The organism is Labrys sp. E2SS-1L (assembly GCF_057073705.1).
Genome location: NZ_CP172712.1, coordinates 2,574,533 through 2,598,347, shown reverse-complemented (window position 1 = coordinate 2,598,347; position 23,815 = coordinate 2,574,533). Strand labels below are relative to the sequence as shown.

The window sequence follows — 23,815 nt, the reverse complement described above, 5'->3', positions numbered from 1 at the left end:
CAGACGATTCAGATTGTCCCCGCCGGAATGAAGCCCCTATGACAGCAGCTGCCCTGGAACCCGTTCGCCTCGCCGACTACCGGGTGCCCGCTTTCCTGATCGACACGGTGCATCTCGACATCCGGCTCGAGCGGACGCAGACCCGTATCGTTTCTACCCTGACTTTGCGGCGCAATCCCCACAGCGCTGGGCAAGGCGCCTTGAAGCTCGACGGCGACGGCCTCGTCTTCGTGGAGGCGTGGCTCGACGGCGTGTCGCTGCCATCGGATGCCTATTCGGTCTCGCCCCATGGCTTCAGCCTGCACCAGCCGCCCGCCGAGCCCTTCACCTTGGCCATCGAGACGCGCCTGGATCCTTCCGCCAATACACAGCTGATGGGGCTTTACCGCTCCAACTCGGCCTATTGCACCCAATGCGAGGCCGAGGGCTTCCGGCGCATCACCTATTTCCTGGACAGGCCGGATGTGCTGTCGGTCTACACCACCAGGATCGAAGCTTCGTTCCAGGAAGCACCGGTGCTGCTCGCCAATGGCAACCGCACCGAGCACGGATCCTTAGCAGACGGCAGGCACTATGCCGTCTGGCATGATCCCTTCCCCAAGCCCTCCTACCTCTTCGCCATGGTTGCGGGCGATCTCGCCATGGTGGCCGACAGCTTCACCACCCGCTCGGGGCGGGAGGTGCGCCTGGAGATCTATGTCGAGCACGGCAAGGAAGACCGCTGCGCCTATGCCATGGACGCCCTCAAGCGCTCCATGCGCTGGGACGAGCAAGCCTTTGGCCGCGAATATGATCTCGACATCTTCATGATCGTCGCCGTGTCCGATTTCAACATGGGCGCCATGGAGAACAAGGGCCTCAACATCTTCAACGACAAATATGTGCTGGCCCTGCCCCAAACAGCCACCGACAGCGACTTCGCCGCCGTCGAGGCGATCATCGCGCATGAATATTTCCACAACTGGACCGGCAACCGCATCACCTGCCGCGACTGGTTCCAGCTCTGCCTGAAGGAGGGCCTGACGGTCTTCCGCGACCAGGAATTCTCCTCCGATCAGCGCTCGCGCCCCGTCAAGCGCATCAATGACGTCAAGCTCCTGCGCAGCCAGCAATTCTCCGAGGACGGCGGACCGCTCGCCCATCCCGTCCGTCCTGAAATCTACAACGAGATCAACAACTTCTACACCGCCACGGTCTATGAGAAGGGCGCAGAGGTCGTGCGCATGCTCAAGACCCTGATCGGCGACGAGGCTTTCGCCGCCGGCATGGATCTCTATTTCCAGCGCCATGACGGGGAAGCGGTCACCATCGAGGATTTCCTGACCTGCTTCGCTGAGGCAAGCCGGCGCGACCTCGGCCAGTTCATGCTCTGGTACAGGCAGTCGGGCACGCCGGAGATCCGCGCCGAGGGGCAGTGGGACGAAGAGGCCGGCACCTACCACCTCAGCCTGAAGCAGATCCTGCCGCCGACGCCGGGCCAGCCCAACAAGCAGCCCATGCTGTTCCCGATCCGCCTCGGCCTGGTCGGCGAGGACGGCGATCTTCCCGTCACGCTCGACGGCAAGCCTTTCGATGGTCTGGTGGCCCTGGCCGAATCCGAGCGCAATTACGTGTTCGGCAATGTACGCCATGCGCCCGTCCCCTCGCTGCTGCGTGGCTTCTCGGCACCGGTCAAGCTCACGGTCGCGCTTGACGAGGAAGCCCTGCTCACCCTGCTCAAGGCCGACAGCGACCCCTTCAATCGCTGGCAGGCCTCCCAGAGCTACGCGCTCAAGCTGCTGCTGCGCCTGGTCAAGGACCCGACGACGCCGGTCGACCCGCGTTTCATCGCGGCTGTCCGTGGCCTCCTTGCCGGGGGAGCCGCCGATCCCGCCTTCACCGCGCTTTCCCTCGCCTTGCCCAGCGAGACTGACATCGCCCGCGAGATCGGCAATGACGTCGATCCCCAGGCCGTCTACCAGGCCCGCTCGATCCTGCGGCGGACCTTGGCCCGGGACCTGCAGGCGGACTTGCTGCGGACCATCGAGAACATGACGGTGGCGGGCCCGTACTCGCCCCAGGCCGCCGATGCCGGGCGACGTTCCCTGCGCAACGGCGCACTCGACCTGGTCTGCGCTGGCGGCACGCCCCAAGCGCTGGATGCTGCCGCCGCGCAGTTCGACAAGGCCGACAACATGACCGATGAAATGGCAGCGCTGGCCACGCTGGCCCTGTCCGCTACGCCGGCCGGCGAACGGGCCTTGCACAATTTCCGCGAACGTTACGACAATGATCCACTGGTCATCGACAAATGGATGGGCGTGCAGGCGATGCTGCCGCTCGAGGCGACGCTGGATCGTGTCAAGGAACTCATGCATGACCCCGCCTTCTCCCTGCACAATCCCAACCGCGTCAGAGCCTTGATCGGCACCTTCTGTTCCGCCAACCAGACGCAGTTCAACCGCGCCGACGGCGAGGGTTATCGCTTCGTCGCCGATATCATCCTGGCGATCGACCCGAAGAACCCGCAACTGGCGGCCCGGCTGCTGGTCGCGTTCAAGACCTGGCGCTCGCTCGAACAAGGCAGGCGCACCTTGGCGGCGGCAACATTGCGCGACATCGCCAGGCGTCCGGGACTATCGCGCGACGTTGCTGACATCGCGCAAAGATCGCTTGCATGAAGCAGCCTTTGCAACTATGCGGTCGGCTCGGCGCCGGCTGACCGTTGCAATCGAGAGTACTGGTGCCTCTAGGGAAGCATTCATAGGCTGCATTCCAAGGAAAGCAGCCCCATGCCACCAGATCTTGTGGTGGTGAGTTTTCAGCTCCATACATGTAGCCAAAGCATCAAGATTTTGTCTTGAATCGGGCACGAATTCTTCGCTTTTCAGCCGCAAACGGACACAAATAATTAAAAAAGTGTTCACGGCGACTCTAGACAAATCACGTGAAGGTTGATTCTTATAGCTTTATCGATTCGGGGGCGGTGATGACCACCTGCCCTGTCGCAAATTCTCAGATAAGGCTTGGAAGGGCTAAGCAATGGCGCGTGCAAACGCGACACATGCGTCTTTGCGCGCGCCGGGCATCCGGGGCCTTGCCAAGACACTGGTCTGCCCAACCTATCGGCGACTGATCGGGCTTGAACCGATCCTGCGCAAGGCCGTGCCCTTGCTGATCATCGCCTTCCTTGCCGTCATCGCCCTCGCCTCCTTCATCCAGGCCCGGGACAGCCGCCAGCAAGCCATGCAGGATGCCGGCCGCAACCTCGATCTCATCGTCTCGGCCGCCGCGGCGCAACTGAGTGCGATCGTCGCCCAGAGCGGCCGCGTGCCGACCCGTGCCGCGATCACGGCGCCCGAGCACACCCTGCTTGCGGTGATCACGCCGCATGGCCGCCTGCTCAACGACAATGGCGACGTCGCCGGCCTGATCGGCGCGATCGGGGACCGCGTCAGCGGCCAGTTGACCGTCACGGTCGGCGGCACCGCCATGCTCGCCTCCATCGGCACCAGCGAGAGCCTGCGCATCGTCGCCGCCAGGCCGATCGACGATATCCTGGAAGGCTGGTACGCCCTGAGCGGCCGGCTGCTCGTCTTCACCACCACCACCGGCGGCGTGCTGCTGATCCTGGGCTTTGCCTATTATTGGCAGGCCTCCCGGGCCCGCCGGGCCGACGACATCTACAACAATGTGCGCAACCGGCTGGAAACCGCGCTCAGCCGTGGACGCTCGGGCCTGTGGGACTGGGATCTCGAAGCGGGGCGGGTGTTCTGGTCGGATTCGATGTTCCATCTGCTCGGCTACGAGCCGCAGGACGACCTTCTGGTCCACAGCGACATCGACCGGCTCATTCATATCGACGATGGCGGCTTGCGCACCCTTTCCGCCGAACTGCTGGCCAAGGATCCGCCACTCGCGATCGACCGGCGCTTCCGCATGCGCTGCGCCAATGGCGAATGGATCTATGTGCGCGTACGCGGCGAGCTGGTCTATGGCCCGCAGGGCAACAAGCGCCTGATCGGCATCGTCGTCGACGAAACCGAGGAGCGGCGCTTCGCCGAGCACACCAAGCGGGCGGACCTGCGCCTGCGCGACGCCGTCGAAACCATCTCGGAAGCCTTCGTCCTGTGGGACGCCGGCAATCGCCTGGTAATCTGCAATTCCAAGTTCCAGGCACTGCACAACCTGCCGGACGGCCTGGTACGTCCCGGCACCCATTACAGTGCTATCGTCGAGGCCGGCTCCCAGCCCGTGGTGCGCACCAACATGTCCGCCAACGCGCCGATCGAGCGGGGCGCGCGCACCTTCGAGGCCCAGCTCCAGGACGGTCGCTGGCTCACCATCAACGAGCGGCGCACCAAGGATGGCGGCTATGTCTCCGTCGGTACCGACATCACCTCGCTGAAGGAACAGCAGACCCGGCTGATGGACAGCGAGCGCAGCCTGATCGGCATGATCGCCGACCTCAAGCGCTCCCGCCAGGTACTCGAGCGCCAGACCCAGGAATTGGCCGAGCTGGCTGAGAAATATGCCGAGGAAAAGATCAAGGCCGAGTCCGCCAACCGGGCCAAGTCGGAATTCCTCGCCAATATGAGCCATGAGCTTCGCACCCCGCTCAACGCCATCATCGGCTTTTCCGAATTGATGGAGAACGGCACCTTCGGCGCGCTCGGCCAGCCGCGCTATGTCGGCTATTGCAAGGACATCAACGACAGCGGACGCTATCTCCTGAACTTCGTGGACGACATCCTCGAAATGTCGAAGATCGAGGCGGGCGAGGTCACGCTGCAGCGCGAACTCGTGGCGGTCGACCGACTGCTCGGCGACCTGCTGCGCTCGCTCCGGCCGGAGACGGACGCCAAGAAGCTCAGCCTCCACCCCTCCTGGAGCAATGGCGTGAACCTGCAGGCCGATCGCCGCGCCCTGCGCCTGATCATGAACAACCTTCTCTCCAACGCCATCAAGTTCACGCCGGAGGGCGGCAGGATCGGCGTTCGCATCCGCCGGCACGGCAGCCGGGTCGCCCTCTATGTCGAGGATTCAGGCATCGGCATTCCGGCGGAAGCAATCGGCAAGCTCGGTCGCCCCTTCGAGCAGGTCCAGACCCAGTTCACCAAGACGCACAAGGGCTCGGGCCTCGGCCTTTCCATCGCCAAATCCCTGGCGGAGCTGCATGGCGGCTCGATCCGCATCCGCTCCGCCGTGGGCGTCGGCACCGTCGTCATGGTGGTGCTGCCGGTCGAAGCCACGCGTTCGTCGGCTCAACCGACCACGCCGCTCCTGATGCGGCCCACGCCAAGACGCGCGGCATCGGCAGCGCTGTTGCACTGACACCGCCGCGCGATGGAACCTGCCGGCGTCGGCTTGGCGAGGGGATCAGGTTCGGCTCTTGCCTCCTTCATCGGCGCCACGCGCCCCATCCATCTGCTGCTGCAGCGCCGCCAGCCGCGCCTCCTGGGCCGCGATGCGGTCGGCCAGAAGGTCCTCATTCGCGGCCCCGGAAGATGCCGCCGCCTGCTCCATCAACTGACGGATGTTTTCGCGGATGATCGCGATCTCGGCATCGTAGGACTGTGTCGTGCGGGGCGTGCTCATTCTTCCGGCTCCGTCGTGAACAACAGGGGATAGCCCTGGCTGCGCGCCATATCCGTCGCCCGGGTCGCCTTCGTCTCGGCAATGTCGCGCGCGAACACGGCCACCACGCAGACGCCTCTTTGATGGGCGGTAAGCATAACGCGGTAGGCCTGTGACTCGTTCATCCGGAATTCGGCCTTGAGCACCACCACCACGAACTCCCGGGGTGTGTAGTCGTCATTGACCAGGATGACCTTGTGCAGCTGCGGCCGCTGGGTCCTGGTTCTGGCCTTGGTGCGAGGGCGAAGGTCGGTGTCGCTCATTGGCAGAAAACTCCCAATGAAGCCTCCCGTCGGGAAGCGGTGATCGCAATCATTCTTCCACGTCCGAGCGGCAAAATCGAGCCCGCTCGAAGGGAGACCAGGGATGAACGGGCCGCATCGCCGCGCGGGCTTATTTCCCGCCGACGACCTGCTTGAAAATGTCCCGCACCTGCGCCTGCATCACGCCGATGACGGCGTTGAGTTCGTCGAAATCACTGCATTCGGCCACGCGGCTGAGCAGGATCTTGCCCGTCTCGGATGTCTTGTCGGGATCGAGATTACCGCCGACACAAAAACGGATCACCTGGGAGAGAGCGGTGTAGAGCCGCCAGGCCTCGATGAGGCGCCGATGCGCCGTCTTGGCCAGCACGCTGGCGTCCAGGGCCTTGTCGAGGGCACGGCCGGTATTGGCATCGAGCATGGCCGGATGGGTGGCCGCATGCAGGAGCTGCAGGGTCTGGGCGATGAATTCGATATCGACCAGGCCGCCCCGGGCATTCTTGAGGTCCCACGGCCCGCGCCCGCCCTTCTCGCTTTCGAGCAGGGCCCGCATTTCCGCGACGTCCTTGAGGATCTTGCGCGGCTCGCGCTCGACGGCGAGGATCCCGGCGATGGTCTCCTCGATCAGGCGACCGAACTCGGCGTCACCCGCGACGATGCGCGCTCGCGTCATCGCCATATGCTCCCAGGTCCAGGCTTCCTTGAGCTGGTATTCCCTGAACCCGTCGATATGGATGGCGACCGGCCCCTTCTGCCCGGAGGGGCGCAGCCGCATGTCGACGGAAAAGGCCGTTCCCTCTCCCGTGGGGGCCGAGAGGGCGGCGATCAGCCTCTGCGTCAGCCGGGCGAACCAGACGGACGGGGCGATCGCGCGGGGTCCATCAGTTTCAATGGCATCGGGATCATGGTCGTAGAGCACGATCAGGTCGAGGTCGGAGGAAGAGGTCAATTCCCCCCCGCCGAACTTGCCCATGGCAAGGATGCCGACGCGGGCACCGGGCGGGCTGCCATGGGCCTGCTTCAGTTCGGCGATGACGAGATCGAGCAAGGCCCTGACCACGGCCTGCGCCAGGGCGGTGATCTGCTCGCCGACCAGCAGGGGATCGAGTTCTCCGGAAAGCAGGCGGGCGCCGAGCACAAAAATGCGCTCGCGCACGAAAATGCGCACCAGGTCGAGTTTGTCCTCATAGCTCTCGCCCGTCGCGAGCGCACCGGCGAGGCGCGAATCGATCCAGGCCTGAGCATCACCACCCTCGGCACCATGGTCGAGCAGGCCGTCCAGCGCATGCGGGCGCCGCACCAGCACTTCGGCCAGGCGTGGCGCCACGCCGAGCACGCGCGCGAGCACCGAAAACAGCTTGGCGTTGTTGCGCAGGATCGAAAAGAGCTGGTAACCCGAGGGCATGCGGGCAAGCAGCCCGTCGAACACGAACAAGGCCTTGTCGGGACGCCCCTCCTTAGCCAACGCCTGCAGCAGAGCGGGCGTGAGTTCGGTGAGATCCTCGCGTGCCTTGGCCGAGCGCATGGCGGGGTAACGTCCGTGATGCCAGCCGCGGATCATCTCCGCCACCTGCGAAGGCGAGGCATAGCCCAGGCGCTCCAAGGTCTTCAGTGTCTCCGGATCGTTCTCCTTGCCGGTGAAGACCAAGCTGCCGACATCGCTGGCGAGCGGCGCCGAGGCCTCGAAAAGGCGGGCATAATGCTGCTGCACGGTCTCCAGGCGAGCGATCAGCGCCTTGGACAGGGCTTCCACATCGGCGTAGCCGGCAAAGCGGGCAAATTCCAGGAGTACCTGCTTCTCCGCCGGCAGGCTGTGGGTCTGCTCGTCCGCCATCATCTGGAGGCGATGCTCCAACCCGCGCAGGAAGTCGTAGGCCTCGGTCAATTGGTCACGCGCCTCCGGCGTGATCCAGCCGGCTTCCTGCAGGGCGGCGAGCATGGCGATGGTGCCGCGCCCGCGCAGGTCGGGATTGCGGCCACCGGCAATCAGCTGCTGGGTCTGCACGAAGAACTCGATCTCGCGGATGCCGCCGCGCCCGAGCTTGAGATTGTGCCCGGCAACGGCAATGGCTTCATGGCCCTTGTGGGCATGGATCTGCCGCTTCATGGCATGGACGTCGGCGATGGCGGCATAGTCGAGGTGCCGCCGCCAGATGAAGGGCACCAGCCCGGCCAGGAAACGCTCGCCCAGCGCGATGTCACCGGCGCAGGGTCGCGCCTTGATCATCGCCGCCCGTTCCCAGTTCTGCCCGACGCTTTCATAATAGCCATAGGCGGCAGGAAGCGAGATCGCGATCGCGGTGGCTCCCGGATCGGGCCGCAGACGCAGGTCGACCCGGAAGACATAGCCATCGGCCGTGCGCTCGGACAACAATTTGACCAGCCCCTGTGTCAGCCGCACGAAGAAAGGCGCCGGCTCCAGCCCGTCGCGCAAGGGCGCCGTTTCCGGATCGTAGAGGACGATCAGGTCGATATCGGATGAATAATTCAGTTCGAACGCGCCCTGCTTGCCCATCGCCAATGCCACCAGGCCGCAATCCCGGTCCGGATTTTCAGGATCGGACGGCAGGAAACGACCTGCGGCGGCGGCCTCCCGCAGCAGGAAACGCAAGGCCAGCGTCGCGCTTTCGTCGGCCACGCGCGTCAGGGCCGCCGTGACCTCGGCAAGCCGCCAGACGCAGCCGAGATCGGCAATGCCGATCAGCAAGGCTGCCTCCTGCTTGAGCAGGCGCAGGGCCCTCATGGCCTCGGCGATATCGGCCGCGGCGCTGCATTGAGCCTTGGCACGTGCGATCGCCTCTTCGAGCACCGCCCCTGGCGCTCCTGCCAGGATGCGCTCCAGGCGGGCGGAATCGGCTAGGGCCAGCCCCCACAGGAAGGGTGAGGCGGTGGCAAGCCCGGCCAGCACGGCATGGCCCTGCCCGCCCTCCAGCGCCGTTGCGACGGTCGGTTGGGCGGCCGGATCCAATACGTCCGTCAGATCGGCGAAGCGGGATTTGACACGACGTTTGTCTTCAATGGGAATCATGCCGCCGCCTCACCCTGCTTTCACGCTCTTCTTGTCGTTCCTTGGCGATAGCATTGGTTCAAACAATTCGCATGCGCAAATGGCTGACTTCGAATGCCGTCGCTACGACGTAGCATGCTCTCGAGCAAGTGTCCGGTTCAGGAGCGAACGCGCAAGCCCGGGCGGCGCAGGGCGAGCTTGGACGGCACCGGCTCCTCGGCGGGCTTGTCGGGCAATTCCAGCACCACACGTAGACCCGGCTGGTTGTCTTCCAAGCGGATTGTGCCGCCATGCAGCTTCACCATGGCGGAGACGAGCGCCAGGCCAAGGCCGGAGCCCGGGCGCGTGCGGCTCGATTCCAGCCGGACGAAGCGTTCCAGCACCCTCTGCCGGTCGGCCTGCGGAATGCCGGCGCCATGATCGGCCACGCTGAGAATGACGCGCCCGTCGCGTTTCTCGGCTGCAATCGTCACGTCGCCAGCCGGTCCGCCCTCCTCCTTGGGGCTGTATTTGAGGGCGTTGTCGATGAGATTGGCCAAAGCCTGGCTGACCAGCTCGCGGTTGCCGTGCAGCGCCAAGGGCGATTGCGCCGCCACCACGATCCTGGCACCGCTCTCCTCGGCAACGGGTTCGTAGAGCTCCGCCACTGCATGCACGGCCTCGGCGACATCGAACTCGCTGAGCGCCCCGTCGATACGGCCGCCTTCCGCCCGCGCGATCATCAGGAGAGCGTTGAAGGTGCCGATCAACCCGTCCGACTCCTCGATGGTGCGATCGAGCGCAGCGCGATAGGCATCCTCGTCCTTCGCCGTTCGCAACGCCTCCTCGGCGTGATTGCGCAGGCGCGTCAACGGGGTCTTGAGATCATGGGCGATGTTGTCGGAAACCTCCTTGAGGCCCGCCATCAGCTCCTGGATGCGATCCAGCATGGCATTGGTCGTCGAGGCCAGCCTGTCGAATTCGTCATCCGTGCCGGCGACCTTGAGGCGGCGGGTGAGGTCCCCGTCGATGATGGAGCGGCTGGTGGCATTGATGTCGTCGAGGCGATGCAGCACGCGCCGCGCCACGAACCAGCCGCCGGCCACGCCGAGCAACATGATCAAGCCGACCGACCACAGCGCCGCATTGAACATGATCGCACGCACGCGGCTCTGCTCGTCGAGATCGACGCCGACGAGGAGCTTGTAGCCATCCTGCAGGGCAAAAACCCGTACCAGCGCCGTGCGCGGACCGGCCTTGCCGCCATCGTCGCGACGATAGGGAATATTGCTGAGGCCTGGCTTGTCGAGGACGCCGTCGGGCAGTTCGCTGACATTGCCGACGAGCGCCTCCCCCTGCGGCGTGGTGAGCAGATAGAGCAGCGATCCCGGCCGGCGGGTGCGGGCCTCGATGGTCGAGGCCAGCAGCATCACGCCGCCCTGGGCATATTCGTCACTGAGGCTGTTGATCTCGGCATTGATGGAATTGCTGATCTGCGAGCCGAGGAGGCGCTGGGCATTCCAGAAGAAATAGCCCAGCAGCGAAGCCGCGAACAGCGTGAACACCAGCAGATAGGCGGCCATCAGCTTGAAGGCCGTGGTTCGGATGAGTTTCCGCAGTCCGGTCACAGCCAGTCTTTCCGATTCCGCCCCCGACGCAGTGCTCCTCATCTTCACGCGGTGGAATCCTGCCGGGATGGCTTATTTCGCACTGTCGCGGATCATGTAGCCCGCCCCGCGAATGGTGTGCAGCAGCGGCTTCTCGAAGCCCTTGTCGAGCTTGGAGCGCAGGCGCGAGACATGGACGTCGATGACATTGGTGCCGGGATCGAAATGATAGTCCCAGACATGCTCGAGCAGCATGGTGCGCGTCACCACCTGGCCGGCATTCTTCATGAGATATTCGAGCAGCCGGAATTCGCGCGGCTGAAGGTCGATCTCTTCCCCGGCCCGCTTGACCACATGGGACAGGCGGTCGAGTTCGAGATCCCCGACCCGATAGACCGTTTCCTCGCCCTTGCCGGGACGCCGGCGCGACAGGACCTCGACCCGAGCCAGGAGCTCGGAGAAGGCATAGGGCTTGGGCAGATAGTCGTCGCCCCCGGCGCGCAGGCCCTTGACCCTGTCATCGACCTCGCCCAGTGCGGACAGGATCAGGGCTGGCGTCTGCGTGCCTTCGAGGCGCAGGCGGGAGATCATCGAAAGGCCATCGAGTTTGGGCAGCATGCGATCGACGATCAGCACGTCATAGGGACCGTCCTTGGCCATGGCATAGCCGCTCAAGCCATCGGCAGCATGGTCGGCAACATGTCCCGCTTCCGAGAAGGCCTTGACCAGGTAGGCGGCTGCGTCGCGGTCGTCCTCGACGATCAGAATACGCATTTTGGTTTCAGACTCATTCAGATTTCGAGTTGAAGGCGTCTGAGACGAGCTTTGCCACATTTCGAGGTCACCTCATAGGGGCGCAATGATCCGCGCCCGCAGCATTCACACGGTGTTTTCAAGAATGCACCCCCCATCCCGATCTGCTCCGACCAGAGCGAACGGGGTGGGGGGACATGGATTCGAGCCAAGGTGCCGTCACGGCCGCCCGTGACGGGCAGCCGCATCGGCGTCTCAGCTCGGATCAGGCCTTGCCGATCGGCAGGGCGACGAAGTGCAGGCCGTCATTGTTCTTCACGCGCAGCAGCACGGTGCGCTTGGAGTCGGCCTTGGCGCTCGAAAGGATCTCGCGAACCTCGCGCACATTGCTCACCGGCTTGCCGGCAATGTCGAGGATGACGTCGCCCGGGCGCAGCGATTCGGCGGCGGGGCTGCCCGGATCGACATCGGTCACGACCACACCGGCCTTGCCGGCACCGGCAACGGCAGCAGCCGGCGCCAGTTCGACGCCCAGGCTGGCGAGCGAGCTCTTGCCGCCGGTGTCGTCATCCTGCTGCGAGCGCGCATCGGCCAGCTGCTTGTCGCCCGGCAGTTTGCTGGTCTCGACCTTGACGCTCTGCTCCTTGCCGTCGCGCCAGACGGTCAGGTCGGCGGTCTCGCCGGGCTTCACATCGGCGATGGCACGGGCAAGCTCGCGGGAATCGCCGACTTCCTTGCCGTTGACGGCGGTGATGGCATCACCCGACTGCAGGCCGGCCTTGGCGGCAGGACCGTTCTTGGTGACGTCGGCGATCAGGGCACCCGAAGCCTTCTTCAGGCCGATGGAGTCGGCGATATCCTGGGTGACCGGCTGGATCTGCACGCCGATATAGCCACGCGTCACCTGGCCATCGGCCTTGAGCTGCGAGACCACGCGCGAAACCGTCTCGGCGGGAATGGCAAAGCCGATGCCGATCGAGCCACCGGACGGCGAGTAGATCGCCGTGTTCACGCCGATGACGCGGCCGGAGAGGTCGAAGGTCGGCCCGCCCGAATTGCCGCGATTGACCGGAGCGTCGATCTGCAGGAAGTCGTTATAGGTCGAGTTGTTGAGATCGCGGCCACGCGCCGACACGATGCCCGCCGTCACGGTACCGCCCAGGCCGTAGGGATTGCCGACAGCCAGGACCCAATCGCCCACGCGCGGTTCGTTCTGCAGTTCGAGTTCGACAAAGGGGAACTTGCCCGCATCGTCCTGGACCTTCAGCAAGGCGAGGTCGGTCTTCGGATCGACGCCGATCACCTTGGCCGTATAGGTCTTGCCGCCATCGGTGACGACATCGACTTCCTTGGCATGGTCGACGACATGGTTGTTGGTCACGACATAGCCGTCAGCCGAGATGAAGAAACCGGAGCCCAGCGCCATGCCGAACTGCTTGCGAGGCCGGCCGGGCTGCATGTTGCCGCCACCGGGCCCGTTGAAGAAGAACTCGAACGGATTGGCCGGCGCACCGTCATTGTCGTCGTCGGAAGCGCTGGCATTGGTTTCGGTCTTGACCTTGATGGAAACCACTGCCGGCCGCACCTTCTGCACGATATCGGCAAAGCCCGGCTGCGCGACGCCAGATTGAACGGCTTGGCTCTGGGTCTGCGCGAAAGCGGGCGTGACGGATGGCATGACCACGAAGTTGCCGGCAACCGCGCCGGCGACGCCAAGGCCGAACACGGCAGCCATCAGGCGCGTGCGGCGGCGGGCGAGGATACCGGCCTTCGGCTTCATGTCATGATCGGATGAATTCATCGTGATAGGCTCCATAATGACACGGCCTTCCGTAGGGATAGACCGGTCGCCTTTGCTTCAGCGCCCCCATTCAGCGCCGTTGCCGGTGACAATGCCCTGACCAACATTACGGCTCTTTTTCCGCCGGATTACTCTTTAGTAAGACGCAGTTTTTCCCGCTCGAGAGCATGTCCCACCGGCTGGATGCCGGCCCCTCTCGCACTATAACCGCACATCCCACCGGACGGCACCGGTTTTCCGCGCCCCTTAGAATCCATCTAAACTATTGATGTTGCAGGGAAATTATTGATGGGATATCAGGTCCTGCATTGAGTTGACGCGCATCGCCCTCCCGAAGCGCGACTTCGTTTCCATTTCCGATGCCACGCCGATGACGACGTTCACCACGACCGATGCCCGTGACGACCTGATGTCGCTCTATCTGCGCCAATGGAAGACGCTGCGCAGCCTGCTGCGCAAACGCAGTGGCTCGCACGATCTCGCGGAGGAGGCCGTCCAGGAAACCTGGCTTCGGCTGGCGGACATGAAGGGAACGCGAGGCCCCATTCAGGACCAGCAGGCTTTCCTGCTACGCATCGCCGGCAACATCGCCATCGATCTCGCCCGCAAGGATCGTCGGCATTCGGCCCGTTGCCTCAGCGACGAAGCCATTCTCCAGGCGGTCGCCGACAGCGCACCGTCACCAGAGACGATCACGATCGATTGCGACCAATTGCGTTTCCTGGCCATCGGCCTGGCCAAACTCGCAGCCAAGCCACGCACGGCCTTGTTGCTGAATCGCTGCGACGGCCTTTCCCATCGGGACATCGCAAAGCGACTCGGCGTTTCCGAAAGCATGGTGGCACGCTACCTCGCCCAGGCGCTACGACATTGCCGCGACCATTTCCGCGCCATCGCCTGACCTCTCGGCCGAGCGCGTATAGATTGCCGGGAGCGGATGGTGACGAGAACGCCGACCAGACAGACGGAACCAGGCCAAGAGAGGCAGCAGGCCGATCTCGCACTCAGCGACGCGGCCATCGACTGGCTGGTCAGGCTCCATTCCGGCCAGGCTGGCAAAGCCGACCATGAGGCTTTCGCGGCCTGGCGCAGGCAGAGCCGCGAACATGAACTGGCTGCCCGCGAGGCCGAGACGATCTGGCATGGCATCGGCCTTGCCGGAGACAAGGTCCAGCGCAATGCTCGCGCCAAATTGACGAGACGGGCCGTGCTTGGCGGGGTGGCGATCGGCGGATTGGCCGTCGCCGGCTCCAGCCTTCTGCGCCCGCATCTGTTCGCCGACCACAGCACCGGTGCGGGAGAGCGCGCGACGATAACCCTGCCGGACGGCTCCACCGCCCTTCTCAACGGCGACACCGCGCTGAACGTCTCCTTCGATGCCGCCCAGCGGCACCTGGAACTGCTCGCGGGCCAGGCGCTGTTTCAGGTCAGGCCGGACACCGGACGGCCCTTCGTGGTGGCGGCCGATGGCGGCCTTGCCCGGGCCGTGGGCACGGTGTTCGACGTCGACATCCGTTCGCAGGAAGTGGTCGTTACCGTGGTGGAGGGACAAGTGGACGTGACGGCTGGCGCCCAACCCGGCACAGGCGTGCTCGCGGCAGCCGATCAGCGAGTGCGCTATGGAACAGGCCGGCAGCCCTCCGCAGCCGAACCCGTCGATGCCGAATCCGAGACAGCCTGGCGCAGGGGCAAGCTCATCTTCAACCAGAGGCCGCTGAGCGATGTCGTGGTCGAAATCGAGCGTCAGCGCCGCGGCAGGATCGTGATCACCAGCGCCCGCCTGCAGTCGCTGGAAGTGACCGGGGTGTTCGAGCTTGCCGACCCGGAATCCGTGCTCTCCACCATTGAGGCGACGCTCCCCGTCAAGGTGACGCGGCTGCCCTTCGTCACCATCCTGCACTGAAGTCGCCGCCCGTCGAGCGCTTGCGACATGGTTCCGCGCCCCGCTTCCGGGAGCACTCCGAAATTTTTCTGCCGGCGCGGTGCAAGATCGCCGGGTTCGTTTCGTCCTGGAGATATGGGGGTCTGGCAGATGTTTTCAGGAAACGCCTGCCCTCCCCCCTTTGGTCAGCGGGGCGGGATTGATGGACGGCAGAAGATCGGGACATAACAAGGGGTGCGGCTTTGGCGGCCTCACCAGGATCGCACTTTTGGGGTCGGTATCGATCGGCATGGTGCTGGCGTCGGCATGGTGCGGCGGCACCGCCTATGCGCAAACGTCACAGCAGGGCAGTATTCGCCTCGACATCCGCCAGCAGGACCTGGGCCCGGCGCTCACTCGCTTTGCCGATCAAGCCGGGTTGCGGTTGCTGTTCGCCTCGTCCCTGGTCGCCAACCGGACCAGCCCTGCCCTATCAGGCAGTTACACCCGCGAACAGGCGCTTTCGCGCCTTCTCGCGGGCACAGGCCTCTCCTACAGCTTCACCAGCGCCAACACCGTGACCATCAGCGGGCGTGCTGCCGGCACGGCGGCCCCGCTTGCCGATGACGGCTCGCTGGTCCTCGACGTCATCACCGTGACGGCCGGCCAGGGCAGCAATCAGCAGGAGGCCCCTTATGAGACGCCGGCACCCACCGCCTACATTTCGGAAAAGGCCATCGAGCGCTTCCGGGGATCGAGCCCGGCCGACATCTTCCGGGGCACGCCGGGCGTGACATCGGGCGAAGCGCGCAACGGTGCCGGTGCCATCGACGTCAACATCCGCGGCATGCAGGGCATGGGCCGCGTCGCGGTGACGGTCGACGGAGCCGAGAATGCCGTGACCGTCTACCAGGGCTATCAGGGCACGTCCAACCGCACCTTCGTGGACCCGGACCTGCTCGGCGGCATCGACATCACCAAGGGATCGGACGTCACCTCCAACGGCATTGCCGGCACCGTCGCCATGCGCACGCTCGATGCCGCCGACATCGTGCAGGACGGCAAGAATTACGGCGTGCGGGTCCGTGGCGGTTTCGGCACCAATACCTCTTCGCCGAAAGCCGGCGCGGTGGCCGGCTACCAGTGGCCCTACGCCTCCTGGGCCTCCCCGGTGGCCACGCCCTCGCCGACCGGCATGGACCGGCCGGCCCTCCTGTCGCCGACGAGCGGCTCGGGCAGCGTCGTGGCTGCGGTGAAGGAGGAGAATTTCGACCTGATCGCCGGCTACGCCTATCGCAAGCAGGGCAATTATCATGCGGGAACGAACGGGCCTTCCGCCTATCCCATCCATCTGGGGCCACGCCGCGTCTGCTCCACGCCCACCTACTGCCAGAACTACACGGACTATATCGACAATGGCGGCATCGCCAATTATCGCGCCGGCGAGGAAGTGCTGAACACCCAGCTGGAGACGCAATCCTGGATCGCCAAGGGAACGGTGCGCTTCGGCGACGGCCACAGCGTGCAGCTCGGCTATAACGGCTTTCGCAGCGAGGCCGGCGACCTTCTCGCCTCCCGGCTCACCAATGACCGGGGCCAGGCGGTCCAGCAGGCACAGACCACAGGAACCTCGGTGGACAGCGTCACGCTGCGCTACCGCTGGAAACCTGAGGACAACGACCTCATCAACCTCAAGACCAATCTGTGGTGGAGCAAGCTGGAGATGCGCAATCCGCTGCGCGCCGGCTACAGGCCGCCCAAGCCGGGGGACTTCCGCTCCGGTTCCGACACGGACATGTGGGGTGCCGAGATCACCAACACCTCCAAATTCCAGCTGGCCTATGGTTCGGCCGACCTGACCTATGGCCTGTCCTATCGGGGCGAGGACACTCGCCCGAGCCGCGGCACCAAGGAGGCCGAAACCTGGCTGGACCTGCGCGACGGCATCCGCCATGAAGCCGCCGGTTTCGCCAAGGCCGCCTGGCGGCCCGTCGACTGGCTCACCCTCAACGGGGGGCTGCGCTACCAGTATTTCTGGTCCGAGGACCGCAATGCCCCCGAACTGGTGCGCCCCGACTACACCTACGACACCAGGCTGGCCAAGGGCGGCATCGGCCCCTCGATCGGCGTGACGGTCGAGCCTTTCGACGGCACCCAGTTCTACGTCAACTATTCCAATGCGATGCGGCTGCCCAGCATCATGGAATCGGTCTCGGCCTTCACCATGAACGTCAACTCGCATCTGAAGCCCGAGCGTTCCAGCAATTGGGAAATCGGCACCAATCTGCGCCGGGAGGGCCTGCTGTCGGCGAATGACAGGGGCATGCTGAAGCTGGGCTATTTCGACTGGACAGTCGACGACTACATCGCCCGCCAATGGTACACCTTCCCCAATGGCGTGTCGGGCATGCGCATCTTCAACATCGACCGCGCCCATTTTTCCGGCCTGGAACTGTCCGGACGCTATGAGCTCGGCGGCTTCACGGCGGACCTTGCGGCCAACTACTACACCAATGTCGAATTCTGCCGTACCGCCGGGACCTGCGAGAACAAGTCGCTCTATGCCGACTATTCGACCAACCATATTCCGCCCCGCTATTCGCTGGCGCTCACGCTGTCCCAGAAATTGATGGACGATGCGCTCACCGTGGGCGGGCGGATTTCCCATGTCGGCGCGCGCGCCATCGGCCATGGCGACGTGACGGCGCAGGGTGCGTCCCAGTTCATCGCCCTGGTCGACTGGAAACGGCACACGTTGGTGGACGTCTTCGCCGAATACAAGTTCAGCAAGAACCTCACGGGCAGCGTCCGCGTCGAGAACCTGACCGACCAATATTACGTCGACCCCCTGAGCCTGGTGCAGCAACCGGGCCCGGGGCGCACCTTCTACGCCTCGCTGACCGCCACATTCTGACGGCGCCGATGAACACGCTGCGCGAGGCCAGCTATCCCACGATAGCCCCGGTCGGGCTGGAGTGCGTACCGGAAGGCGCCCCATCGTGACCGATTGGCAAACCGTCTCAGGCTCCAGGAGCCGCCTCGCGGATCTGGCTCTCTGGGCCGGTTCGGGTCTTGTCGTGCTCAGCCTGCACCTTGGGGTTGCCATCTGGTGTCTGTGGCCGTCGCCGGCGGCGCCTTCCGCCGATGCTCCGCCGCCGGCGATCATGATCGAGCTCGCGCCGACCCCGGAGGCGATGCAGACCCAGACCAACGAGATTTCTCCCGACCTGCAGGCGGCGGAACCCCAGGCGGCCAGCGAAGCAGCCCCGGCGCCCGAGGAACCCGTGCCCGCCGACCCCATCGAGGAGGTCCAGGCTCCGGAGCCGGTAACGGAGGCGGCCAAGCCGCAACCAATAATGGAAACGCCGCAGACGCAGGTCACACAAGCCGAAGTACAGCTCCCCCAGCAGCGGCCCATCAAGGTGAAGGCGAGGCAGCAGACGGCTCTCCGGCCAGAGCCAAAAAAGCCGCCCAAGCAAAAGCCAGCCAAGCCACGCCCTCAGCACGCCCAGGAGGCTTCGAAGGCGGCCGTCGTGGCACAGGTCCAGGCCAGTCAGTCGAGCCGCAACGCGGCCCGGCAAACCAGCTCCGGCCAGCTGTCCGGCCAGGCGCCGGCGGAGTGGCGCTCGCAGTTGATGGCGCATCTCGAACGGCGCAAGCGTTATCCAGCCGGCGCCCGTTCGCGCGGTGAACGCGGTATTGCCTATGTCCGCTTCCGGATCGACGATGAGGGCAACGTGCTGGCAGCCTCGCTCGCCCGCTCCTCGGGTTCTGTCGAACTCGATCAGGAGGTACTGTCCCTGGTCCGGAGGGCATCGCCCGTTCCCGCGCCGCCGGCTGGCGTCAGCCGGACCATCACCGCGCCGGTTCGGTTTGATTCAAGATGAGATCGGTGCACGAGCAACCAGGCAAAGCAGACAGGGCCATGGCGGCCCGACGATTGTCCAAGCTCGATCCGCGATGAACCTTGCTGGCCGAGCGATGTTCTATGAAGGCTGCCTCTCTGTCATGGTTCCGCTTTGGCTGGAGAGGAGCGCCACCGACCTGATAGCAAAAGGAAACGACTTGATGGCCAAGGACAAGGCGAAGGCATTGAAGACGGCGGATCTGCGGGTCCCCACCGATCTGGGTTCCAATGCGACAAAGGATCTGTCAGGCGCACTCACGACGCTGCTTGCCGACGTGTTCACCCTTTATCTGAAGACCAAGAATTTCCACTGGCACGTCTCCGGCCCGCATTTTCGCGACTATCATCTGCTGCTGGACGAGCAGGCCGATCAGATCTTCGCCATGACCGACGCCATCGCGGAGAGGGTCCGCAAGATCGGCGGCACCACACTGCGCTCGGCTGGCCATATCGGGCGGCTGCAGCGCCTGTCGGACAATGATGCCGATTTCGTCACGCCCGGCGACATGCTCGCCGAGTTGCTCGACGACAACAAGCGCCTGGTCGGCTTCCTGCGCGAGACCCACGATCTGTGCGACGAACACCGCGATGTCGCGACCGCCAGCCTGATCGAAAACTGGATCGACGAAACCGAACGCCGGGCCTGGTTCCTGTTCGAGACCGGCCGATAGCAAAGCTCTTCAGCACCGCGAGCTCGGCAGCCGGGGCGATCCGATGCTGCAGGCTATTGTTGTCGCATCGCTTTTGCCGAAAATCAGCGTCCGCTTTTCGGCACGATGCTCTAGCCTTCCCGCTTGAGGATATCGTCGACCCTGGCCTGCTCATCCGAACTGAGCGGTGCAGGAGCGGCGGCGTGCCGCCGCCGCGTCGACAGGAAGATGGCGATGCCGCCCAGCAACAGCAATGCGGGCGGTCCCGACCACAAAGCGAGCGTTCGCCATTCCAGAGGCGGCTTCAAGAGGATGAAATCGCCATAGCGGGCAACCAGGAAGTCCTTGACTTCAGCGTCGCTGTCGCCGGCCTTCAAGCGTTCGCGCACGAGGATGCGCAGATCCTTGGCGAGCGAGGCATTCGAATCGTCGATCGACTCGTTTTGGCAGACCATGCAGCGCAGCTGCGCCGACAGCGCGCGGGCGCGTGCCTCGAGGGCCGGGTCGGGCAAGACCTCGTCCGGCTGCACGGCCAGGGCCGGCAGCACCATGAGGCCGAAAAGGCAGGCGAGGATGAAACGCTTCACCATCGCCTACTCGGCCGGTTGCATGGTCTGGGCAAGTCGGCGCGCCGGCTTGGGAGCGCCGACGCGCAGGCGACGGTCCGACAGGGACAACAGGCCGCCCAACGCCATGATCAGGCAGCCGAGCCAGATCAGGGTGATCAGCGGCTTGTCATAGAGCCGCGCCGCAATGGCACCATCCGGCAGATTGTCGCCGAGGCCGATATAGATCTGGTCGAAACCATGGGTGCTGATGCCCGTTTCCGTCACCGGCATCTGGCGCGCCGGGTAGAAACGCTTGGAGGACGTCATACGGCCGATCTCGACGCCATCGCGGCGGATGACGAACTGCGCCTCGGTGGCCGTATAGTTCGAGCCGCGCCTGGGTACTGCGCCGACATAGGTGGCCTGGAAGCGTCCGAAGCCGGCGGTATCGCCGGGCTTCATCGCCACGATGGTCTCCGATTGCCAGGCCGAGGCGGCAACGACGCCCATCAGCGTCACGCCGACGCCGAAATGGGCAAAGGCCGTGCCGAAGGCCGACCGCGGCAGGCCGGTTGCCCGGCGCAGGCTGGATCCCAGCGGCTCGCGGAACAGCTTGATGCGCCCGGCGATCTCGACCACCGCTCCCGCCATGATGAAGAAGGCGAGGCCCGCGCCGAGCGGCGCCAGCACCGGCCCGCCTTGCTTGAGCCATAGCGTCACCAGCGCGGCCAGGATAGCGAGGCCGATCGCAGCAGCGAGGCGCTGCATGGCACCGGCCAGGTCACCGCGCTTCCAGGCAAGGAAGGGGCCGAACGGCATCACCACCAGCACCGCCAGCATCAGCGGCCCGAAGGTCAGGTCGAAGAAGGGCGGACCGACCGACACCTTGCCGCCGGTCAGGGCCTCCAGCGCCAGGGGATAGAGCGTGCCGATGAACACGGCAAAGCAGCTCACCGTGAGCAGGAGATTGTTGAGGATCAGCGCGCCCTCGCGCGAGATCGGCGCGAAGATGCCGCCCTGCTTCAGGGCTGAAGCGCGCCAGGCGAACAGGCTGAGGCCACCGCCGATGAACAGCACCAGGATCGCCAGCATGAACACGCCGCGCCTGGGATCGGTGGCGAAGGCGTGCACGGAGGTGAGCACGCCCGAGCGCACCAGGAAGGTGCCGAGCAAGGAGAGCGAGAAGGTGAGGATCGCGAGCAGGATCGTCCACACCTTGAGGGCATTGCGCTTTTCCATCACCAAAGCGGAGTGGAGGAGCGCCGTACCGGCGAGCCACGGCATCAGCGAGGCATTCTCGACCGGGTCCCAGAACCACCAGCCGCCCCAGCCCAACTCGTAATAGGCCCAATAGGAGCCCATGGCGATGCCCAGGGTCAGGAAGATCCAGGCCAGCAGGATCCAGGGCCGGACCCAGCGCGCCCAGGCGGCATCGATGCGCCCCTCGATCAATGCGGCAGCCGCAAAGGCAAAGGCGATGGAGAAGCCGACATAGCCCAGATAGAGAAGCGGCGGATGGATGGCGAGGCCGACATCCTGCAGGATCGGGTTGAGATCCTGCCCCTGCATCGGTGCTGGCGTGAGGCGGGTGAAGGGATTGGAAGTGAGCAGGATGAACAAGAGGAAGGCAGCGCTGATCCAGGCCTGCACCGCCAGCACGGTCGCCTTCATCGTCGGCGGCAGGTTGCGGCCGAAGGCGGCCACCAGCCCGCCAAAAAACGCCAGGATGAGGACCCAGAGCAGCATCGAGCCCTCATGGTTTCCCCACACGCCTGTGATCTTGTAGAGCAGCGGCTTGGCCGAATGGGAATTCTCGAACACGTTGGTAAGCGAGAAATCCGAGCTGACATAGGCATAGGTCAGCACGCCGAACGCCATGGCAACGAAGAGAAGCTGGAACAGGGCGGAACTGGTGCCGATGCGCATCAGCCCGAGATCGCCCGCGCGAGCGCCCCACAGCGGCAGCACCGACTGGATCACGGCGAGCGTGAGGGCGAGAACGAGTGCGTAGTGGCCGGCTTCGACGATCATGGCTTTTTCCCGTAGGCGCCGCCCTCTTCCCAGTGGCCTTGCGCCTTCAGCGCATCCGCCACTTCCTTGGGCATGTATTTCTCGTCATGCTTGGCCAGCAGCGTATCGGCCTGGAAGACACCGGCGCTGTCGACCACGCCCTCGGCCACCACGCCCTGCCCCTCGCGGAAGAGATCGGGCACGATACCCGAATAGACGACCTTGATCGACTTGTTGGTATCGGTCACCGTGAAGGTGATCTCCGACGCGCTGCCGCGTTGCAGGGAGCCCTGCTCCACCAGACCGCCCAGCCGCCAGCGCTGGCCTGGCGTGGTCTGCTTGCCAACGATGTCGCTCGGACCGGCGAAATAGGACATGGTGCCGCCCAGGCTGAACAGCACCAGGCCCACCGCAGCCGCGAGGACCACACCGGCTGCGCCGATCATCGCCAGACGTCTGCCCTTGCGCGTCATAGACCCAATGCCTTCGAAAGCTCGTCCATCTGCCTGACGGCATCGGGCGAATTGGCCAGGGCCTTGCGGGCATCCGCGAGCGCAGTGCGGGCATTGTCCGCCTGCCCGAGCACGCTATAGGCCTTGATCAGCTTCATCCATTCCTCCGGGCTGCCCCCTTGCGATTTTAACCGCTCGGACAGCCCGGACACCATGCCCTGGATCATTTTGCCGCGCTCCTGCGGAGTCATCGCCTGGGCGGCCCTGACATCGTCCTGTGAAGGGCCACGTGCAGCCGTATCGGGAGCGGCGCCATCGGGAGCAGATCCGGGCTGCCCGCCGACCCTGGCGATTTCCTGCCGCAGGAAGTCGGCAGCATTGGGATTGTCGGCAATCAGGGCCTGCCAGGCCTCGATCGCCCCCTTCTTGTCGCCGTCCTGTTCCTTGGCGAGACCGAGGAAATAGGCGGAGCGGAATTCCTTGGGATCGAGCTTGAGGGCCCGCTGGAAGGCGGCCTTGGCGTCGGCCGTCACCATGCGGTCGGCGGCAGCGACGACGGCGACGCCGAAATTGGCCTCGCGTTCGGCGGTCGATCCCAGCAGCCGCAGGGCGTTGGCGTAGGCCTGCTTGGCATCCTCGAAGCGCTGCTGGCGCAGATAGATCTGCGCCATCAATTCCCAGCCGCGGCCATCTTCGGGATTCTCCGCCAGCTTGGCTTCGACCCGGGCCACCAGTTCATCGAGCGAGGCGTTTTCGATATTGCCGTCCAGCCGGGCCGCCAGGGGCTGGTCGGGACTCGACGGCGAGCCAAGATAGGCATAGAGCCCAAGGCTGAGCAGCGGGACCGCCACCAGGACGACGCACGCGGCAAACCTCCGCCGCCCGCTGGCCGCCTGCGCGGCCGGCTGCCGGTCCTTCTCGGCTTTCTCTCCCTCATCGGCCTCGATCAGCCGGCGGGAGACCTCGATGCGGGCGGCCTGCGCTTCGCTCCCGGCGATCAGCCCGCGCTCGAGATCGCGATCGATCTCGGCCAACTGGTCCTTGTAGATGGCGACATCGGATGCCTGCGGCGTCACGGCGCCGCCACGCTGCGCCAGCGGCCACAGCAATGCCAGAGCTGCGAGGCCGGTCATGGCGGCCAGGGCTATCCAAAGGAGCATTCGAGATCTCTTGCGCTGGCCATAAGGCCTAATTTGGGCGTTTCAAACGCGCAGAGACGCCTTATCACCCATCGGCTGCGGGCAGCGTGCGCGACCGCACCCCCGCCCGCCCAGATATCGCCGCAGCAAAGCGCGTTCATGACCGAACACCTCTTCGCTCCGGCTTGTCGTCCCGACGCGTCGCTGCGATTCCCGGCCCTT

At 65.0% G+C, this 23,815-nt stretch carries 17 protein-coding genes; 7 read left to right on the top strand and 10 right to left on the bottom strand.

The features are described 5' to 3' along the window. Nucleotides 1–38: 38 nt before the first annotated feature. Nucleotides 39–2,660, top strand: a complete 2,622-nt coding sequence (pepN, locus tag ACIGJE_RS11985; RefSeq protein ID WP_483680156.1) for an aminopeptidase N — start codon at nt 39–41, stop codon at nt 2,658–2,660. A 361-nt stretch (nt 2,661–3,021) separates the two neighbouring features. After that, on the top strand, nt 3,022–5,313 hold the full coding sequence (locus ACIGJE_RS11980; protein WP_415084240.1) for a PAS domain-containing sensor histidine kinase: 2,292 nt from the start codon (nt 3,022–3,024) through the stop codon (nt 5,311–5,313). A gap of 45 nt (nt 5,314–5,358) precedes the next feature. Here ACIGJE_RS11980 and ACIGJE_RS11975 read toward each other — a convergent pair whose 3' ends face one another. The 6 genes from ACIGJE_RS11975 to ACIGJE_RS11950 all read right to left on the bottom strand — a co-directional run bounded on the left by ACIGJE_RS11975 (nt 5,359) and on the right by ACIGJE_RS11950 (nt 13,026). Then, on the bottom strand, nt 5,359–5,577 hold the full coding sequence (locus ACIGJE_RS11975; RefSeq protein WP_394310087.1) for a hypothetical protein: 219 nt from the start codon (nt 5,575–5,577) through the stop codon (nt 5,359–5,361). Beyond that, nucleotides 5,574–5,879 (bottom strand): ATP-dependent Clp protease adapter ClpS, encoded by a 306-nt coding sequence (clpS, locus tag ACIGJE_RS11970; protein WP_311933349.1) that lies wholly within the window; start codon nt 5,877–5,879, stop codon nt 5,574–5,576. Before clpS ends, ACIGJE_RS11975 begins: the two co-directional genes overlap by 4 nt. 130 nt (nt 5,880–6,009) lie before the next feature. Beyond that, a complete protein-coding gene (locus tag ACIGJE_RS11965) occupies nt 6,010–8,907 on the bottom strand; it encodes a bifunctional [glutamine synthetase] adenylyltransferase/[glutamine synthetase]-adenylyl-L-tyrosine phosphorylase (RefSeq protein ID WP_415084243.1) in 2,898 nt (965 codons plus the stop codon). A gap of 137 nt (nt 8,908–9,044) precedes the next feature. Continuing rightward, entirely contained in the window at nt 9,045–10,493 is a 1,449-nt protein-coding gene (locus ACIGJE_RS11960; protein ID WP_367624045.1) for a sensor histidine kinase, read from the bottom strand. 72 nt (nt 10,494–10,565) lie between these two features. After that, nucleotides 10,566–11,246 carry a response regulator transcription factor gene (locus ACIGJE_RS11955; RefSeq protein WP_311933352.1) on the bottom strand — a complete coding sequence of 227 codons (681 nt, stop codon included), beginning with the start codon at nt 11,244–11,246 and terminating at the stop codon, nt 10,566–10,568. 244 nt (nt 11,247–11,490) lie between these two features. Next, a complete protein-coding gene (locus ACIGJE_RS11950; RefSeq protein ID WP_367624046.1) occupies nt 11,491–13,026 on the bottom strand; it encodes a Do family serine endopeptidase in 1,536 nt (511 codons plus the stop codon). Between the two features lie 370 nt (nt 13,027–13,396). Here ACIGJE_RS11950 and ACIGJE_RS11945 point away from each other — a divergent pair, with 370 nt between their 5' ends. The 5 genes from ACIGJE_RS11945 to ACIGJE_RS11925 all read left to right on the top strand — a co-directional run bounded on the left by ACIGJE_RS11945 (nt 13,397) and on the right by ACIGJE_RS11925 (nt 19,465). Next, entirely contained in the window at nt 13,397–13,927 is a 531-nt protein-coding gene (locus tag ACIGJE_RS11945; RefSeq protein WP_415084246.1) for an RNA polymerase sigma factor, read from the top strand. A gap of 36 nt (nt 13,928–13,963) precedes the next feature. Continuing rightward, nucleotides 13,964–14,929, top strand: coding sequence for a FecR family protein (locus ACIGJE_RS11940; protein ID WP_415084248.1), 966 nt, complete (start codon nt 13,964–13,966; stop codon nt 14,927–14,929). Between the two features lie 181 nt (nt 14,930–15,110). Then, nucleotides 15,111–17,801, top strand: coding sequence for a TonB-dependent receptor (locus ACIGJE_RS11935; protein WP_415084250.1), 2,691 nt, complete (start codon nt 15,111–15,113; stop codon nt 17,799–17,801). A gap of 85 nt (nt 17,802–17,886) precedes the next feature. Beyond that, nucleotides 17,887–18,774: an energy transducer TonB family protein gene (locus tag ACIGJE_RS11930; protein WP_311933357.1), complete on the top strand. Its 888-nt coding sequence runs from the start codon at nt 17,887–17,889 to the stop codon at nt 18,772–18,774. A 181-nt stretch (nt 18,775–18,955) separates the two neighbouring features. Further along, nucleotides 18,956–19,465 (top strand): Dps family protein, encoded by a 510-nt coding sequence (locus tag ACIGJE_RS11925; RefSeq protein WP_068296793.1) that lies wholly within the window; start codon nt 18,956–18,958, stop codon nt 19,463–19,465. Between the two features lie 110 nt (nt 19,466–19,575). Here the strand turns inward: ACIGJE_RS11925 and ACIGJE_RS11920 are convergent, their stop codons facing one another. Genes ACIGJE_RS11920 through ccmI form a run of 4 tightly spaced genes read right to left on the bottom strand, consistent with a single transcriptional unit; the run spans nt 19,576 to nt 23,614 of the window. Beyond that, nucleotides 19,576–20,034 carry a cytochrome c-type biogenesis protein gene (locus ACIGJE_RS11920; RefSeq protein WP_311933358.1) on the bottom strand — a complete coding sequence of 153 codons (459 nt, stop codon included), beginning with the start codon at nt 20,032–20,034 and terminating at the stop codon, nt 19,576–19,578. A gap of 3 nt (nt 20,035–20,037) precedes the next feature. Then, nucleotides 20,038–22,023, bottom strand: coding sequence for a heme lyase CcmF/NrfE family subunit (locus tag ACIGJE_RS11915; RefSeq protein ID WP_311933359.1), 1,986 nt, complete (start codon nt 22,021–22,023; stop codon nt 20,038–20,040). Then, nucleotides 22,020–22,475, bottom strand: coding sequence for a cytochrome c maturation protein CcmE (gene ccmE / locus ACIGJE_RS11910; RefSeq protein ID WP_311933360.1), 456 nt, complete (start codon nt 22,473–22,475; stop codon nt 22,020–22,022). Before ccmE ends, ACIGJE_RS11915 begins: the two co-directional genes overlap by 4 nt. Further along, nucleotides 22,472–23,614: a c-type cytochrome biogenesis protein CcmI gene (gene ccmI, locus ACIGJE_RS11905; protein ID WP_415084253.1), complete on the bottom strand. Its 1,143-nt coding sequence runs from the start codon at nt 23,612–23,614 to the stop codon at nt 22,472–22,474. The genes ccmE and ccmI overlap by 4 nt, the downstream gene beginning before the upstream one ends. Between the last annotated feature and the right edge of the window lie 201 nt (nt 23,615–23,815).

Coding starts and splice junctions, on each gene's coding strand:
- pepN (WP_483680156.1), top strand. CDS start 39: ATGACAGCAGCTGCCCTGGAACCCGTTCGCCTCGCCGACTACCGGGTG.
- ACIGJE_RS11980 (WP_415084240.1), top strand. CDS start 3,022: ATGGCGCGTGCAAACGCGACACATGCGTCTTTGCGCGCGCCGGGCATC.
- ACIGJE_RS11975 (WP_394310087.1), bottom strand. CDS start 5,577: ATGAGCACGCCCCGCACGACACAGTCCTACGATGCCGAGATCGCGATC.
- clpS (WP_311933349.1), bottom strand. CDS start 5,879: ATGAGCGACACCGACCTTCGCCCTCGCACCAAGGCCAGAACCAGGACC.
- ACIGJE_RS11965 (WP_415084243.1), bottom strand. CDS start 8,907: ATGATTCCCATTGAAGACAAACGTCGTGTCAAATCCCGCTTCGCCGAT.
- ACIGJE_RS11955 (WP_311933352.1), bottom strand. CDS start 11,246: ATGCGTATTCTGATCGTCGAGGACGACCGCGACGCAGCCGCCTACCTG.
- ACIGJE_RS11950 (WP_367624046.1), bottom strand. CDS start 13,026: ATGAATTCATCCGATCATGACATGAAGCCGAAGGCCGGTATCCTCGCC.
- ACIGJE_RS11945 (WP_415084246.1), top strand. CDS start 13,397: ATGACGACGTTCACCACGACCGATGCCCGTGACGACCTGATGTCGCTC.
- ACIGJE_RS11940 (WP_415084248.1), top strand. CDS start 13,964: ATGGTGACGAGAACGCCGACCAGACAGACGGAACCAGGCCAAGAGAGG.
- ACIGJE_RS11935 (WP_415084250.1), top strand. CDS start 15,111: ATGGACGGCAGAAGATCGGGACATAACAAGGGGTGCGGCTTTGGCGGC.
- ACIGJE_RS11925 (WP_068296793.1), top strand. CDS start 18,956: ATGGCCAAGGACAAGGCGAAGGCATTGAAGACGGCGGATCTGCGGGTC.
- ACIGJE_RS11920 (WP_311933358.1), bottom strand. CDS start 20,034: ATGGTGAAGCGTTTCATCCTCGCCTGCCTTTTCGGCCTCATGGTGCTG.
- ACIGJE_RS11915 (WP_311933359.1), bottom strand. CDS start 22,023: ATGATCGTCGAAGCCGGCCACTACGCACTCGTTCTCGCCCTCACGCTC.
- ccmE (WP_311933360.1), bottom strand. CDS start 22,475: ATGACGCGCAAGGGCAGACGTCTGGCGATGATCGGCGCAGCCGGTGTG.
- ccmI (WP_415084253.1), bottom strand. CDS start 23,614: ATGCTCCTTTGGATAGCCCTGGCCGCCATGACCGGCCTCGCAGCTCTG.